Annotated in this window: 10 protein-coding genes and 1 pseudogene; 10 read left to right on the plus strand and 1 reads right to left on the minus strand. The window is 23.5% G+C overall.

Translation table 11 applies throughout. The features are described from left to right. The first annotated feature begins 85 nt into the window (after positions 1–85). From leuS to tusA, 4 genes and pseudogenes are all read left to right on the plus strand, one after another. Positions 86–2,665, plus strand: coding sequence for a leucine--tRNA ligase (gene leuS / locus D9V68_RS02275; RefSeq protein ID WP_158357940.1), 2,580 nt, complete (start codon positions 86–88; stop codon positions 2,663–2,665). Positions 2,666–2,702: 37 nt separating this feature from the next. After that, positions 2,703–3,698, plus strand: coding sequence for a DNA polymerase III subunit delta (gene holA, locus D9V68_RS02280; RefSeq protein ID WP_158357942.1), 996 nt, complete (start codon positions 2,703–2,705; stop codon positions 3,696–3,698). A gap of 28 nt (positions 3,699–3,726) precedes the next feature. Then, a pseudogene (nadD, locus tag D9V68_RS02285) lies at positions 3,727–4,370 on the plus strand (nicotinate-nucleotide adenylyltransferase). A gap of 81 nt (positions 4,371–4,451) precedes the next feature. After that, positions 4,452–4,688: a sulfurtransferase TusA gene (gene tusA / locus D9V68_RS02290; RefSeq protein ID WP_410051799.1), complete on the plus strand. Its 237-nt coding sequence runs from the start codon at positions 4,452–4,454 to the stop codon at positions 4,686–4,688. A gap of 146 nt (positions 4,689–4,834) precedes the next feature. Here tusA and asd read toward each other — a convergent pair whose 3' ends face one another. Then, positions 4,835–5,947, minus strand: a complete 1,113-nt coding sequence (asd, locus tag D9V68_RS02295) for an aspartate-semialdehyde dehydrogenase (protein ID WP_158357944.1) — start codon at positions 5,945–5,947, stop codon at positions 4,835–4,837. Positions 5,948–6,290: 343 nt separating this feature from the next. Here asd and D9V68_RS02300 point away from each other — a divergent pair, with 343 nt between their 5' ends. The 6 genes from D9V68_RS02300 (at position 6,291) to recB (ending at position 17,075) form a co-directional block, all read left to right on the plus strand. Further along, positions 6,291–6,884 carry a YhgN family NAAT transporter gene (locus D9V68_RS02300; protein WP_158357946.1) on the plus strand — a complete coding sequence of 198 codons (594 nt, stop codon included), beginning with the start codon at positions 6,291–6,293 and terminating at the stop codon, positions 6,882–6,884. A gap of 183 nt (positions 6,885–7,067) precedes the next feature. Beyond that, positions 7,068–8,237 (plus strand): phosphoglycerate kinase, encoded by a 1,170-nt coding sequence (locus tag D9V68_RS02305; RefSeq protein WP_158357948.1) that lies wholly within the window; start codon positions 7,068–7,070, stop codon positions 8,235–8,237. 40 nt (positions 8,238–8,277) lie between these two features. Then, a complete protein-coding gene (gene fbaA, locus D9V68_RS02310; protein ID WP_158357950.1) occupies positions 8,278–9,354 on the plus strand; it encodes a class II fructose-bisphosphate aldolase in 1,077 nt (358 codons plus the stop codon). A gap of 116 nt (positions 9,355–9,470) precedes the next feature. Continuing rightward, on the plus strand, positions 9,471–10,316 hold the full coding sequence (mscS, locus tag D9V68_RS02315; RefSeq protein WP_158357952.1) for a small-conductance mechanosensitive channel MscS: 846 nt from the start codon (positions 9,471–9,473) through the stop codon (positions 10,314–10,316). A gap of 53 nt (positions 10,317–10,369) precedes the next feature. Continuing rightward, positions 10,370–13,597 carry an exodeoxyribonuclease V subunit gamma gene (recC, locus tag D9V68_RS02320; RefSeq protein ID WP_158357954.1) on the plus strand — a complete coding sequence of 1,076 codons (3,228 nt, stop codon included), beginning with the start codon at positions 10,370–10,372 and terminating at the stop codon, positions 13,595–13,597. A 1-nt stretch (position 13,598) separates the two neighbouring features. Next, the gene (recB, locus tag D9V68_RS02325) at positions 13,599–17,075 is read left to right on the plus strand and encodes an exodeoxyribonuclease V subunit beta (RefSeq protein WP_158357957.1); all 3,477 of its coding nucleotides are present in this window, start codon (positions 13,599–13,601) and stop codon (positions 17,073–17,075) included. Positions 17,076–17,077 lie beyond the last annotated feature (2 nt).

Consider the following 17,077-nt stretch of genomic DNA (forward strand, 5'->3'; position numbering starts at 1 on the left):
ATTTTTTAAAAAAAATATAGTGCTATTTATTTTAAAATTAATAAATATTATTTTTGTTAAAAATTTTATTTCAGAGATAATAAAGATGGAAAAAGAATATTCCCCAAAAAAAATAGAACCTTTCGTACAAGAATATTGGAAAAAAAATAAAACTTTTCAAGTTAATGAAAACTCTAAAAAAGAAAAATATTATTGTCTTCCTATGCTCCCATATCCTTCTGGAAAATTACATATGGGTCATGTTAGAAATTATACTATTAGTGACGTTATAGCTCGCTATCAAAGAATGTTAGGAAAAAATGTTTTACAACCAATGGGTTGGGATGCTTTTGGTTTACCTGCTGAAGAAGCAGCTATAAAAAATGATACTCCTCCTTTATATTGGACTGAAAAAAATATAAAACATATGAAAAAACAGCTTCAACTACTTGGTTTTGGTTATGATTGGAGTCGTGAAATAACTACATGTAAGCCAGAATATTATCGTTGGGAACAATGGTTTTTTACTGAATTATATAAAAAAAAATTAGTCTACAAAAAAAATAGTTTAGTAAATTGGTGCTCTTATGATAAAACCGTTTTGGCTAATGAACAAGTTATCGATGGTTGTTGTTGGAGATGTCAAAATAAAATAACAATAAAAAAAATTCCACAATGGTTTGTAAAAATAAGAAGTTATGCTGAGTCTTTATACCAAGATTTAAATAAACTTACTCATTGGCCTGAAAATGTAAAAAACATGCAGAGGAATTGGATAGGAAGAATAGAAGGATTTGAAATTACTTTAAAGGTTTTTAATGCTTCTGAAAAATTAAAAACATTTACTGATAGATTAGATACTATAATGGGTGTTACATATATTGCTATATCTCCTTGTCATCAATTATCTATAGATTTATCAAAAAAAAACGAATCTATAAAAAAATTTATAAAAAAATATGAATATATTTCAAAAGAAGAAAAAGAAAAAATAAAATACAAGGGAATTAATACAAATATTTTTGTTATTCATCCAATTACAGAAAAAAAAATACCTATTTGGATTGCAAATTTTACTACACAAGAACATGGAACTAATTCGGTTCTTTCTACTCCTGCACACAATGAAAATCATTGGAATTTCGCAATTAAAAATAATTTAAAAGTAAAATATGTTATTTTAAATCCAAATAATAAAGAAATTAAACCTTATTGCTCTTATATGAACATAAAAGGAATACTATTTAATTCAAAAGAATTTAATGGGTTAAATTTTCAACAAAGTACCGAAAAAATAAAAAAAACATTATTGCAAAAAAAAATATTAAAAAATAAAATTAATTATAAATTACAAGACTGGTGTGTCTCAAGACAACGCTATTGGGGTGCTCCTATTCCAATGGCAACATTACAAAATGGAGATATAATACCTATATCAAAAGAAAAACTACCTGTACTTTTACCAGAAATTGACAAAAAAAATCATTTATTAAAGCAACCTATTAATCCTAATTCTAAATGGGCTAAAATTTTTATCAAAAAACAAAAAGCTATTAGAGAAACAGATACTTTTGATACATTTATAGAATCATCTTGGTATTATGTAAGATATACTTGTCCACATTTTAACACGGGAATGATTGATCCAATAGCATCAAAATACTGGCTTCCTGTTGATCAATATATTGGTGGCATAGAACACGCTACTATGCATTTAATGTATTTTAGATTTTTTCACAAATTATTGCGTGATTTTAAATTAGTCGATTTTGATGAACCAGTTAAAAATTTATTATGTCAGGGTATGGTTCTTTCTGATGCTTTTTACGAAATTGATGAAAATTCTCAAAAAAATTGGATTCATTCATCATCAGTTTTAATAAAACGTAACTTAAAAGGAGAAATCATTAAATCGTATAACAAACAAGGAAAAGATTTATTTTATGCCGGAATGATTAAAATGTCTAAATCTAGAAATAATGGAATAGAACCAGAATTAATCATTAAAAATTATGGTGCAGATACAATTCGTCTATTTATCATGTTTGCTGCTCCTGTAGAAGCCTCACTAGAATGGAAAGAATCTGGAATTAAAGGAATACATCGTTTTTTAAAAAAACTTTGGTTATTAGCTTATAATTACATTAATTTAAAAAATAAACATGAAAAAATAGATTTTAATTTTTTAAATGATAAACAGAACGAATTACTCTGCCAATTACGCAAAACTATTACTAAAGTTTCTGATGATATCAGTCGCCGGCAAACATTTAATACTGCGATTTCTGCAATTATGGAATTGGTAAATAAATTAATAAAAGCTCCCATGCAAGAAAAACAAGATCAATCAATTATGCGAGAATCTTTAATTTGCATAATTAAGATGCTTTATCCATTTACACCTCACTTTTGTTTTGTTGTTTGGAAATACTTCTGTAAAAATAGTTCAATTGAAGATCAAAAATGGCCTATTTTTAAAACAAAAACACTTTCAAATAAATATAATATTATTGTTATTCAAATTAATGGTAAAAAACGGTGTACTATAAAAATTTCTAACAATTTAAATAAAGAAGAAATATTTTTACATGCAAAAAATCAAACTATTATTAAAAAATATTTACAAAATATCAACATTAAGAAAATAATATATATCCAAAATAAAATAATAAATTTTGTAATATAATTACAAAAAATATTTTAAAAAAAGTGTCATTATTTACATGAAAAATATACATTTATATGAACTCAAAGAATATTTAACCAAAAGATTGAATTTTCTTTATGTATTTTTAGGAGAAGACTTCTTTTTATTAAATAAAAGTCAAGAATTAATATTAAATTTTGCATCTCAAAAAGGATTTTTAGAAACATCTACAATAGATATAGAAAAAAATAAAGATTGGGAAAAAGTTATTTTGTTTTATAAAAAGAAAAATTTATTTTTTCAAAAAACCAGCTTAATTATTAATTTCATTATTAAAAAATTAAACATTGTTTTAATGAAAAATATTAATAAAATATCTTCTTTATTAAATTCAGATATTTTAATGATATTAAAATTCAATCACTTATCTCTTGCTATTCAAAAAAATAAATCACTTGCTCAATTAAAAAAAAATACTGATATAGTATCTTGTTTTACACCATATAATTTACAATTTATTAATTGGATTAAATACGAAATTCAAGAAAAAAATATAAATATAGAAGAAAAAGCATTGTTTTTATTATGTAAGTATTATGAAGGTGATACTTTATTTATATATAATGTTTTAAGTGTACTTGTAATAACTTGGCCTAATACTTATATTACAGTCGATAAAATAAAAAAATTTATTATTGATTTTTTTAGTTTTCATCCCTTTCATTGGATCAATGCTATACTTGAAGGTAAAATAAAAAAAGCTATTTATATATTAAATTTTTTCCGCAATCATCAATATGATGTTCTTGTTTTAATACGCAGTTTACAAAAAGATTTATTGAAATTAATTTACATGAAACGCGAAAAAAATATAAATATTAATATGTTTTTAGTAGATGAAAAAATTTCAAAAAAAAGATGCAAATTTTTTATATATGGATTTAAGCACATTAATTATAATGTTTTATTTGAAGCGATACAAATGCTTGTAAGAATAGAAATGAACATAAAACAAAAAAATAATAGTGCCGTATGGAATCAATTACAAAAAATAACTTTAATATTATGTTAACTAACATTTTATATATCTAGAAATAAATATGAAAAAATTATATGCAATATTTGGTGGAAATTTTGATCCCATTCATTATGGACATCTTTACTTAGCTAAAAATTTAGCACAAGAAATCTCTATAGAAAAAATAATATTTTTGCCAAATAAAAATCCTCCTCATAGAGAAAAAAGCAAAACATCCATTGTAGATAAAGTAAAAATGATTAAATTTGCTATTAATAATTACCGTTTATTTCAAATTAGCTATTTAGAAACAAAAAAGATGAGGTTTTTTTACACTATAGATACGTTAAAAAAAATTAGAAAAAAAATAGGTCACTCAAGACCTTTATGTTTTATAATAGGGGAAGATAACTTAAAATCTTTTAATCTATGGAAAGATTGGAAAAAAATATTATTTTACTCTCATTTGTTAATTTGTCCTAGAAATCATAAAAAAAAAGTAACTCTCAATTAGAAAATTGGATTAATTCTCATCTTGTTAAAGATTATCATTTACTACATCAACAATCATGTGGATTGATTTTTTTTTCTAATACACCAATGATTGATATTTCTTCAAGTCAAATAAGAAAAAATTATTCTACCGGTAAGAATTCTCATGGACTACTACCATCAATAGTAAACAAATATATTCTATTAAAAAAATTGTACCATGACGAAGATTAGCATCTCTTTTTTAGAGATTTTATATTATTTATCATAATACAAGTGATATAATACTAATTTACAATACATTTAAATTGAACAATGATAAAAAAAAACCATATTATATTGAACTTAATTGGTCTTCGATGTCCTGAACCAATTATGATTATTAGGAAAACACTTCGTAATATGAAAAAAAATCAAATAATATTAGTTATAGCAGATGATCTATCAACAACAAGAGATATTCCAAACTTTTGTTATTTTATGCAACATCAATTATTAGAACATGAAATAAAAATTAAACCCTATCGTTACTTATTAAAAAAGGGATTATAATGTTTTTATATAAAATCTTTTAAAGATTACATATAATAAAATATTTAATATATACACATAAAATTTAATATATAGTAGTTTTATATTAAAATGTAGTGTATATATTAAAAACTGATATTATTATAATAATTGATAAAAAATTATAATCAATTAATTAATATGTTTAACATTCTTCTTAAAGGTTCTGCTGCACCCCATAATAGTTGATCTCCTACAGTAAAAGCAGATAAGTATTTCGGACCCATATTTAATTTTCTTAATCGACCTATTGGTATATTCAATGTATTAGTTACAGCAGATGGAGTCAGTTTTAACAATGTATCTCGCATATTATTGGGAATAATATTAACCCATCTATTGTGAGTACTTATAATTTCTTCAATATTTTCTAAGGATATTTCTTTTTTTAATTTAATAATAAATGATTGACTATGACATCTAAGTGAACTAATTCGTACACATGTTCCATCAATTAAAACTTTATTTTTTAAACCTAAAATTTTATTTGTTTCAGCTTGGCCTTTCCACTCTTCTCGAGTTTGACCGTTAGTCATTGCTTCGTCAATCCAAGGTATTAAGCTACCAGCTAAAGGTACAGAAAAATATTTTATAGGAAAAAGAGAACTTCGGGATATTTGAGTTACTTTTTGTTCGATATCTAAAATTGATTTTGAACCATTTAACAAGTCTGTATTTACACTATTAAATAATGATCCCATTTGCTTTAATAATTCTATTACATGACGTGCACCCGCCCCAGAAGCTGCTTGATAAGTAGCAACAGAAATCCATTCAATTAATTTTTTTTCAAATAATCCACCTAAAGACATCAACATTAAACTAACAGTACAATTTCCTCCTATAAAAGTTTTAACACCTGTTTTGATTGAGTTTTTTATAATATGATGATTAACTGGATCTAATATAATGATAGAATCACTTTTCATTCTTAAGGTTGAAGCTGCATCTACCCAATAACCTTTCCAACCATTTTTTCTTAAATATGGATAGATTTTATTAGTATACACACTTCCTTGACATGTAATTATAATATCCATTTTTTTCAATAGATTAATATCATACGCATCTTTTAAAATATTATGTCGCACATTATTTATTACAGGACCATCTTGACCGGATTGAGATGTTGAAAAAAAAACAGGATTAATTTTTATAAAATCATTTTCTTCTTGCATTCTTTTTAATAAAACCGATCCAACCATTCCACGCCAACCAACTAATCCAACAAGTTTTATCATTAGTAAATACACGGATTATTTTACATTGAAAATAACATTTTATTAAAATTGATAATAAAAGTACTTAAGGTAAAGATTTCCGGCTCCTGAAATAATTAGAAAAAATATTAATAAATACACATGTTATGTTGTAAATATATATCACCTCTAATAAGAGATTGAAAATTTTAATCAAAAATACATAAATAAAAAGATCTATTTTAAATATACTATAAATTATAATTTTATATTAAAAAAAAATTTTTATATAATTAATTGTGAAAAAATTAATTAGTATATATTCAAAAAAATAAGAATTTTATATGTAAATATAATAAATCAAAAAAGGACACGATCAATTAAAATGACTGAAATAATTTCTACGACTATATTGCTAATTCTAATTATGGATCCTTTGGGAAATCTTCCAATATTTATGACCATATTAAAACATATAGAAGCTAAAAGAAGAAGAATGATAGTTATACGGGAAATGATTATAGCATTAATTGTCATGCTATTATTCTTGTTTGTTGGAGAAAAAATACTAATTGTTTTAAACTTAAAAACTGAAACCGTTTCTATATCTGGAGGTATTATTTTATTTTTAATCGCTATTAATATGATTTTTCCTTCCGAAAATAGTAACAGTAATAAAGTATCTAAAAATGAAGAACCTTTTTTAGTTCCTCTAGCTATTCCATTAGTTGCTGGACCATCTTTATTAGCAACATTAATGTTACTATCGCATCAATATCTAAATCATATCTCTTATTTAGTTGGATCTCTATTAATAGCATGGTTCTTTACTGTTATAATACTATTATTATCTGGTTTATTTTTAAAGTTATTTGGTTCTAAGGGTGTTAATGCTTTAGAACGTCTGATGGGTTTAATCTTAATTATGCTTTCTACTCAAATGTTTCTTGATGGAATCAAGGCATGGTTTAAAAATTAAATCTATATTTAGATCAAAAAAAATAAATTATTTTTCACTTTTCTAATAAGTTTTTTATTAAAATATGTTATTTTTTTAATACCTGTTATTAATATAGTAACAGGTTAAAATAGTTTTTTACAAAAAATCAAATTACAAATAATACTAAAAATTGAATATAATTATATTACACAAGGAGTTTTTATGCATATCAGAAAAATGACTGAATTAAATCTAACAGGGAAAAGAGTATTAATAAGAAGTGACTTAAATGTTCCTATAAAAAATGGAATTATCCAATCTGAAGCTAGAATATTAGCGGCTCTTCCTACTATTAAACTAGCTATTGAAAAAAACGCAAAAGTTATTATTATGTCTCATTTAGGGAGACCAAAGGAAGGATGTTATACAAAAAAGTATTCTTTACTACCTATATTCGAATATTTAAAAAAAAAACTTAATAATACGAAAATGTATTTTTCTCAGAATTATTTAAATGATATTACGCTTAATTCTGGAGAAATACTAATGTTAGAAAATGTTCGTTTCAACAAGGGAGAATTAAGCAATAGCAATAAACTGTCTAAAGAATATTCTAGTCTCTGTGATATATTTGTAATGGATGCTTTTGGAAGTGCACATAGAATGCAGTCATCCACTTATGGTATTGGAGAATTTGTTAAAATTGCATGTGCGGGACCCCTTTTGATAAATGAAATTAGTGCTTTAAAAAAAGCACTAAAAGAACCAAAACGTCCCATGGTAGCAATAGTAGGCGGCGCAAAAGTATCAACTAAATTTAATGTATTGCATAAATTATCTAAAATTGCAGATACAATTATAGTTGGAGGGGGTATAGCAAATACTTTTTTAGCTATTGATTATAAAATAGGAAAATCATTACATGAACCAGATTTTATACCTGAAGCTAAAAAATTACGTGATAAATATAATATTATTACACCAATTGATTCTCGAGTAGGAAAAAATTTTTGTAAAACTGAAAAATCCATAATCCGATTACCCTCTAATATTAAAAAAGACGAAGAAATCATGGATTTTGGAGATGAAACTATTACAAAAATTACTAATATTCTTAAAAACTCGCAAACTATTATTTGGAACGGACCTGTTGGAGTATTTGAATTTCCACATTTTAGAATAGGTACTGAAAAAATTGCAAAAACTATTGCTCGTAGTCATGCATTTTCTATAGCTGGAGGAGGAGACACGCTATCTGTTATTGACATGTTTAATATAAAAGATTGTATTTCTTATATTTCTACTGGAGGAGGAGCGTTTTTAGAATTTATAGAAGGGAAAAAATTACCTGCAATAGATATGTTAGAAAAAAATTTTAAAAAAATAAATTAATTAATTCATTTTGAATCTCACATAATAAATAGGAAACACATTGAATATTTTAAATATTATTAATCCTGGTGTTATCAATGGTGATGAAGCTCGTATAATATTTGAACTAGCCAAAAAAAAACAGTTTGCAATACCAGCCATTAATTGTATAGGAACAGACTCTATCAACACTGTACTAGAAACTGCTGCTAAAGTACGATCCCCGGTTATAATACAATTTTCTCATGGAGGAGCTTCTTTTATTGCAGGTTATAAAAATAGATTTTCAATTAATCAAGAACAAGCGATTCAAGGAGCTATATCAGGCGCTAATCATGTACATTTAGTTGCTAAGTACTATAAAATTCCAGTAATACTTCATACTGATCATTGTCCCAAAGAAACATTATTATGGATTGATGGATTATTAGAAGCAGGTAAAAGATATTATATTAAACATAGGAAGCCTCTTTTTACTTCTCATATGATTGACTTATCAAAAGAAACTTTACAGGAAAACATCTATACTTGTAGTAAATATTTAAAGGAAATGAAAAGCATTAACATGATGTTAGAAATAGAACTAGGATGTACAGGAGGAGAAGAAGATGGTATAGATAATACTAAAATAGATAAAAAATTACTTTATACGCAGCCTCAAGATGTTAACTATGCTTATGAAAAATTAAATAAAATCAGTAAAAATTTTAGCATTGCAGCTTCGTTCGGTAATATACACGGTGTATATGAACCTGGAAATGTTGATCTTCAACCTATTATTTTAAAAAATTCACAAGAATATGTTAGTACTAAACATAATTTACAAAAAAATCCATTAAATTTAGTTTTTCACGGAGGTTCGGGTTCTAACTTAAAAGAAATAGAAGAATCTATTCAATACGGTATTGTTAAAATGAATATTGATACTGATATGCAATGGGCAACGTGGCAAGGTGTATTAAAATTTTACAAAAAAAACAAAGAATTTTTACAAAATCAATTAGGAAATAATAGTAATAAACATAAACCAAATAAAAAATATTATGATCCAAGATCATGGATAAGAGCATCACAAGAATCAATGTCAATCAGGTTGGAACAATCTTTTAAAGAATTAAACGCTTTTAATATTTTATAAAAATATTTTATTAAATATTTCAATATTATTCCGGGGAATAAATCAAAATATTCTCCGAAAAATCATTTTATATTTTAAAAAATTATCAATAAAGATAAAAATATACAGAGATAATAATGGACGAATTAAATGTCGTAAATGATATTAATCACGCAGGAAATTGGTTAATACGTAATCAAGAATTACTTCTTGGATATATGGTAAACCTAACATCTGCAGTTATTATTTTAATTGCGGGAATGTTTATAGCTAAAATAATATCTAATGGTGTTAATCAAGTATTGATTACTCGTCGTATTGACGCTACTATTGCTGGTTTTCTTTCTGCATTAATGCGGTATATTATTATTACTTTTACATTAATTGCTGCATTGGGTAGAATTGGAGTACAAACAACATCAGTTATTGCTATATTAGGAGCGGCAGGTATGGCAATAGGTTTAGCTTTACAAGGTTCATTATCTAATTTTGCAGCTGGTGTATTACTAGTCACACTAAGACCATTAAAAACAGGAGAATATGTTGATCTAGAAAGTGTTTCAGGAACTGTATTAAATATTCATATTTTCTATACAACACTACGTACTTTAGATGGAAAAATTGTAGTAGTTCCAAATAATAAGATTATTTCTGGTAATATTATTAATTATTCAAGAGAACCAGCGCGTCGTAATGAATTTATTATAAGTGTATCATATAACAGCGATATTGATTTAGTAATTAAAATTTTACGTGCAGTAATAGAAAAAGAAGATAGAGTTATTAAAGATAGAGATATTATTATCGGTCTTAGCGAATTGGCTCCGTCTTCTTTAAATTTTATAGTACGTTGTTGGAGTAGTACTAATGATTTAAATTCAGTATACTGGGATTTGATGGCTAAGTTTAAAAAAGAATTAGATAAAAATAATATCAATATTCCTTATCCTCAAATAGATGTACATCTTTACAAAAATAAATAAAAAATTATCTTTAAAAATCTTTTATATTTATTCAATAAAAAAATTAGGTACTTATGTTTTCAGTTTATCAATCTAATCAACTTACTGTACTACTATCAAAAGTATGTCAAATTATTCAGAAAAAACCTCTTCCTAATATTTTTGAAAAAGAGATTTTTATTCATGATAATAAGGTATTATTTCAATACTTGAATATATTCATTGCTGATAAAATAGGAATTTCTACTGGTTTTAACCTATATCATCCTAATGATTTTATATGGAAATTGTTTCGAAAATTTTCATATAAAAAAGACTTAAAAAATATTTTTACTCATTCTATCATGACATGGAAAATCATGAAAATTTTAAAAGAAAATTCCTCTCAAAATTTCTATCAAAATAACAATAGTATGAATAATTTTAAATTTTCATGTTTAATGGCTCAAATATTCGAACAGTATCTTTTATACCGTCCTAATTGGATTAATACATGGGAGAAAAATGAAAAAATACTAAATATTGATGCCAATGAGAAATGGCAAAAAAAATTATGGATGGAAATAATAAATCAAACTACAAAATATAATAAGTACTATTGTCATTTTTCAAATCTATTTTATCTTATTCAAGAATTAATTAAAAAAAAAATAAAAAAAAAAGATTGTCCTAAACGTTTGTTTATTATCTCTTGTTTTTCGTTAAATCCTTCTTATATAAAGATTTTTAAAAAAATTAGTCCATATATTCATATTTATTTTTTATATATTACACCTTTTAGACAAAATATACTTCATATAATTAAAGAAGAAAAAGATTTTTTAAAGAAAAAACATAAAGAATACATATTCGGTGATTCACTGATAAAATTATGGGGAAAATATGAAAAAATTTACTCATTATATATTATACAATCTAAAAAAACAAAAATAATTACTTGTTTCAAAAAAAATAGAAATATTAATCTGCTTAATAATATTAAAAATGATTTTTTTTTAGAAAACAGATTAAATACTAACAAAACTAAAAAAAAATATTTTATTTTGACAGATAATTCTATTTCTATACATATTTGTTTTAATAAAAAACATGAGATTGAAATACTATACGAAAAACTATTAACATTTTTTTTAGAGCATCCAAATATTAAAGCAAAAGATGTAGTAGTTACTTCTTTTTCAATTGATTCTTATATTCCTTATATTAATTCAGTATTTAAATCATTGAGTAAAAAAGAGCAAATTCCTTTTTTTATCTCCAAAAAATTCTCTAAAAAAACAGAAATAATATTATCTTCTTTTAATACAATATTAAATTTATCCAATAACCGTTTTAAAAACGAAGAAATATTAGCATTACTTGATATTCCTGAAATAGCAAAGAATTTTGATATTTCAGAAGAAGAAATAAACATTTTATACAATTGGATAGAAGAAACAAATATTAGGTGGGCAATTGACGAAAAACATAAAGATTATTTATCTTTTCCTAAAATCCACCAAAATACTTGGTTGTACGGTATTGAAAAATTACTTCTTAGTTATGCAATGAATAATACAGAAAATATTTGGAATAATGTTTTATCATGTAGTTTAATTAATGGTTCGAGAACGGAATTATTAGAAAAATTAATTATATTTATAAAAAAACTCGAGAAATGGCAAAAAAAACTATCCAAAACACAAAATCTTATTTATTGGCGTTCATTGTCTAAATTAATAATTAATGATTTTTTTCATATAAACGCAAAAACAGAAGAATCTATTCAAATTATTCAAAAAAATTGGATAGAAATGATTGATGACGGTTTATTGTCTAATTATTCATATAAAATTTCAATTAAAATATTACAAAAAAAATTTATCAACAAATATAATCATACTAACAATCAAAAATTTTTACCTGACGTACTAAATTTTTGTCATCCCTCTGCTATATGTTATATTCCATTTAAAATAATATGTATTATTGGTGCTGATTATCAAAGTACTCAAAGTACAAATAATATGGAGAGTGTTAATTTTCTACATAAATATCCATTAATTGGAGATGTAAATATTTACCAACAATATTGTTATTTATTTCTTCAAAGTATATCTTGTACTCAAGAATATTTTTATATAAGTTATGTTGGTTATTCTATTAAAGATGCAAGCAAAACATATCCCTCCGTTCTAGTAGATCAACTATTAAATTATATAGCAATACATTATTGCTTAATAGGAGATAAAAATTTATCTTTAGATAAAAACATTGCAAAGATTTCTAAGCAATTATGTACAAAATATAAACAAAATTACTTTTATGATAAAAAAAATGTAAATATTTTTAAAAAAAAACTAGAAAAAACACCTATCAACATAGATACAAAAAAACACAATAAAAATGTTTTTAATAAAAAAGAATTAAAAAAAAATCATTTTAATAAAATTAATTTAATTGATTTGATAAGTTTTTGGAAAAATCCAATACGCTATTTTGTTAAAAATACTTTAAAAATAAAATTTAATCTAAAACAACAAAACATTAATATTACAGAACCTTTTGTAGTAAATATACTAGACTCTTTCAAGATAAGAAATCTTTTGTTAAACAAAATAATAAATAATCAAGATACAACGAAATTATTTAAATATTATGTACTTTCTGGAAAGTTGCCTTATAAATTTTTTGGAATGAATTTCTGGAATAAAAATATTAAAGAAATAAATTCTATAGCAAAAAAAGTTATTCAAAATAAACACGACACAGAAGAAAAAAAGATTTGTTTAAAAATACAGAATTATCAAATAAATGGTATTTTATCTGAAATACAGAGCACAGGTTTGTTACGTTGGAAACCAAGCTTAATTAACTATAGTGATCGTATTTCTCTATGGTTAGAACATTTAATTTACTCCATATCAACAGGTTGTGGAGAAAGTAAAATTATAGGTTATAAAAATCAAACATGGTCTTTTTCTCCGTTAAAATCTGATATCGCATATGCTTATCTTTTAGAATATATTGAAGGATATATAAGAGGTATAAAAACTCCTTTATTTTTGATAAAATCAGGTGCTTGTTGGCTTGATCAAGTTTATGATAAAAGTGATAATTGTATTAAAGATGATGAGAATATAAAAAGAAAAGCATATAAAAAACTATTAGAATGTTGGATAGGAAATAATTATATTAAAGGAGAAAAAAAAGATTTTTATATTAATACTATAATCAAAAAACTCAATACTAATAATATAAAAGAAATATGCAAAATAGCTAAAAAATGGTTAATACCAATCTTGAAGAATAGAAAAAAATAACATGAATACTGATTATTTTAAAAAAAAACTTGATGTTTTTAAAATATTGCTCAATGGTATAAATTTAATAGAAGCTTCTGCTGGAACAGGGAAAACTTTTACAATTGTACTATTATATCTCCGTTTATTATTAGGTATAGGCAATAAGCAAAAAAAACTTTTAGTACATCAAATACTCGTAGTCACTTTTACTAATACAGCAAAAGAAGAATTATATATACGGATTAAAAATGGAATTCAAAACTTATATTTCACCTGTATTAATAAGACAACTTCAGATCCTATTCTCGAATTATTTTTAAGAGAAATAAATGACATAGATGAGGCTGTTGATATTTTAAATAAAGCACAAAATGATATAAACCATTCTTCTATTTATACAATACATAGTTTTTGTCAAAAAATTTTGCAATGGTATACTTTTGATTACAATATTATTTTTAAAGACGAAATAATTGAAAATGAAGATGATTTATATTTACAAGCTACAGAAGATTTTTGGAGACGTTTTTTTTATAACTTACCAGAAAACATTGTGAATGTTATTTGTCAAGATTATAATAGTCCAGAAAACCTTCTAAAAAAAATAAAACCATTATTACATATAAAATCAATAAACTTTAAAAAAAGACTTTTAAAAAACGAAACATTACTTTCATATCACGAAAACAATATAAAGAAAATAAATAATTTTAAAGAAATTTGGTTAAATAACTATCGAGCAATATCAAGATTAATGTATCTATTAAAGATAAATAAAAAAATATATAGTAAGTTTAATCTTTCTAGATGGATTAATGATATTACAATCTGGGCAAAATCTGAAACGAAAGATTATACACTTCCTATTGCATTAAAATACTTTTCCAAAAATTACATAGAAAAAAATACAACTAATAATATTAGTTCAGAATATATTATATTTAAAGAAACTGAAAAAATATTAAATAATAATTTTTCGTTAAAAAAAATTATTATATTAAATGCCATAAAAAATATTAATAGATTTTTACTTAAAGAAAAAAAAAATCAATCATTATTAAGTTTTAATGACTTGCTAAGTATTCTTTTGGAAACTATAAAAAAAAATCAGTATTTAAGAGAATTAATAAGAAAAAAATACCCTGCTGCATTTATTGACGAATTTCAAGATACTAATATTGAACAATATAAAATATTTGATTTATTATACAAAAAAAATGAAAAAACAGTATTATTTCTTATTGGAGATCCAAAACAAGCAATATACAGTTTTAGAGGAGCTGACATTTTTTCTTATTTATACGCTAAATCTAAAATAAAAAAACATTACTATCTTGATACTAATTGGCGCTCTTCAACTAAAATGTGTAAAAGTATCAACTTTTTATTCTCTCAACATAATAATCCATTCATATTTAAAAATCTTTCATTCAAAATTATTAAGTCTTCCTATAAAAATTCAAAAATGGACTTTGTAATCAACAAAACTTCTCAAATTCCAATTAAATTTTTTTTACAAGAACAAAAAGAAGTTTATATAGATGATTATCAAGTTTGGATTTCAAAACAATGTGCAAACGAAATTAGTTATTGGTTGGCTTGTGCAAAAGAAGGAAATGCTATAATTAAAACTAAAAAAGGAGAAAAAACTCTGACATATAAAGATATTGCTATATTAGTGAGAAATCAAAAAGAAGCAAATCTGATTACACAAGAACTTAAAAAACTTAATATCATGTCAATATATTCATCTTATAAAGACAGTATATTTCAAATTTTTGATGCTCAAGAATTACTTTGGATACTTAAAAGTATTCTAGAACCAGATAATGAAAACTTATTAAAACAATCTATTTCTACACATATTTTAAAAAAAATAAATAATAAAGAAAAGTCTTTTTTAATAATAGAAAAATTATATGAATATAATAATATATGGCAAAAAATAGGGATTTTTAATATGATTAAAACTATGATATTAGAATATCAAATGAATTCTAATATTATAGACCTCAAGATGTATTACGAAAAAAATTTGAATTTTCTTCATATAGCAGAATTATTAGAAGAAAAATTTCAATTTTTTGATAAAAAAGAATCTTTAATTCGTTGGTTTCAAAAAAAAATATTAGCAATAAAACAGCCTTCACATAATGAACGTATCAGATCTTTAAGTGAATCTCAATCAATTAAAATTGTCACTATACATAAAGCAAAGGGATTAGAATATCCTATTGTTTGGATACCTTTTAGCATAGATTTTAATCAATCCAAACTACCTGTTTATCATAAAAAAGAAAATTTTAAAGTATTTTTTGATACAGAAAAAAATCAAGCAAGCTTGAAAATATCTGATAAAGAAAGACTTGCAGAAGATGTACGTTTTTTATATGTTGCACTCACAAGAGCAATTGTTCATTGTAGTATTGGAATAGCATGCTTAATAAAACAAAAAATAAAGAATCGAGACTATAGTGACATTCACAATAGTGGTCTAGGATATATTATACAAAATGGTAAAATTATGAATTATAAAAATTTGTTTGATCAATTGAGCAAATTAAGTATGAATAATTTTATAGAAGTACAAAATAGTGCAAATAATTCTATGCTATCTATTAATAAAAAAAATATTCATTTAATATCTAAGAGGAATATGTTCAAAGAACATATACATAATATTTGGAAGGTAATAAGTTTTACTAAATTAAAAAAAGAGAATAAATCATCAGCATATGAACAAAAAGAAATTATTCTAGATAATGCTTTAAATATAAAAAAAAATCAAAAATTAACAGTACATAATTTTCCGACAGGAAAAAAAACTGGAATAATGATTCATTATATACTAAGAAATTTACATGATTTAAATGAAAAAAAATATGATTGGTTTTCTAAGATTTTAGAAAAATATAATATCTCTTCTAAATGGACTCCAATATTAATGTCTTGGGTAGAAAATATTATAAATACTCCTCTTAATAACGAAAATATTGTTTTATCAAAGATAAATAAAAAATTATGTATTAAAGAATTAGAATTTTTTTTGCCTATAAAAAATATTCTATATAGTACAGAATTAAATAAAACACTTCAATCTTCTGATTCAATATCAATTCTTTCTCCAAAATTATCTTTTGATCCAATAAAGGGAATATTAACAGGATCTATTGATTTACTTTTTTGTTGGAAAAAAAAATATTATATAATAGACTATAAATCTAATTGGTTAGGAAATAATAATAGTATTTATTCCGATGAGAATATAAAAAAAGAAATAATTAATCAAAGATATGATTTACAATATCAAATATATACTGTAGCAGTACATACATATTTACAAAAAAAAATCAAATACTACAATTATAGAAATAATTTTGGTGGCGTTTTTTATATTTTTTTACGTGCTGTTAATAATCAAAAAAAAAATAATGGTGTTTTTCACACTATTCCAAATTTTTCATTAATAGAAAAAATAATTGATTTAATTTCATAAAA

Source organism: Buchnera aphidicola (Hyperomyzus lactucae), assembly GCF_005081705.1.
Taxonomy (GTDB): domain Bacteria; phylum Pseudomonadota; class Gammaproteobacteria; order Enterobacterales; family Enterobacteriaceae; genus Buchnera; species Buchnera aphidicola_Y.

What these genes read in the sequence shown, in the direction of transcription:
- leuS (WP_158357940.1), top strand. Translation starts at nt 86, where the DNA reads ATGGAAAAAGAATATTCCCCAAAAAAAATAGAACCTTTCGTACAAGAA.
- holA (WP_158357942.1), top strand. Translation starts at nt 2,703, where the DNA reads ATGAAAAATATACATTTATATGAACTCAAAGAATATTTAACCAAAAGA.
- tusA (WP_410051799.1), top strand. Translation starts at nt 4,452, where the DNA reads ATGATAAAAAAAAACCATATTATATTGAACTTAATTGGTCTTCGATGT.
- asd (WP_158357944.1), bottom strand. Translation starts at nt 5,947, where the DNA reads ATGATAAAACTTGTTGGATTAGTTGGTTGGCGTGGAATGGTTGGATCG.
- D9V68_RS02300 (WP_158357946.1), top strand. Translation starts at nt 6,291, where the DNA reads ATGACTGAAATAATTTCTACGACTATATTGCTAATTCTAATTATGGAT.
- D9V68_RS02305 (WP_158357948.1), top strand. Translation starts at nt 7,068, where the DNA reads ATGCATATCAGAAAAATGACTGAATTAAATCTAACAGGGAAAAGAGTA.
- mscS (WP_158357952.1), top strand. Translation starts at nt 9,471, where the DNA reads ATGGACGAATTAAATGTCGTAAATGATATTAATCACGCAGGAAATTGG.
- recC (WP_158357954.1), top strand. Translation starts at nt 10,370, where the DNA reads ATGTTTTCAGTTTATCAATCTAATCAACTTACTGTACTACTATCAAAA.
- recB (WP_158357957.1), top strand. Translation starts at nt 13,599, where the DNA reads ATGAATACTGATTATTTTAAAAAAAAACTTGATGTTTTTAAAATATTG.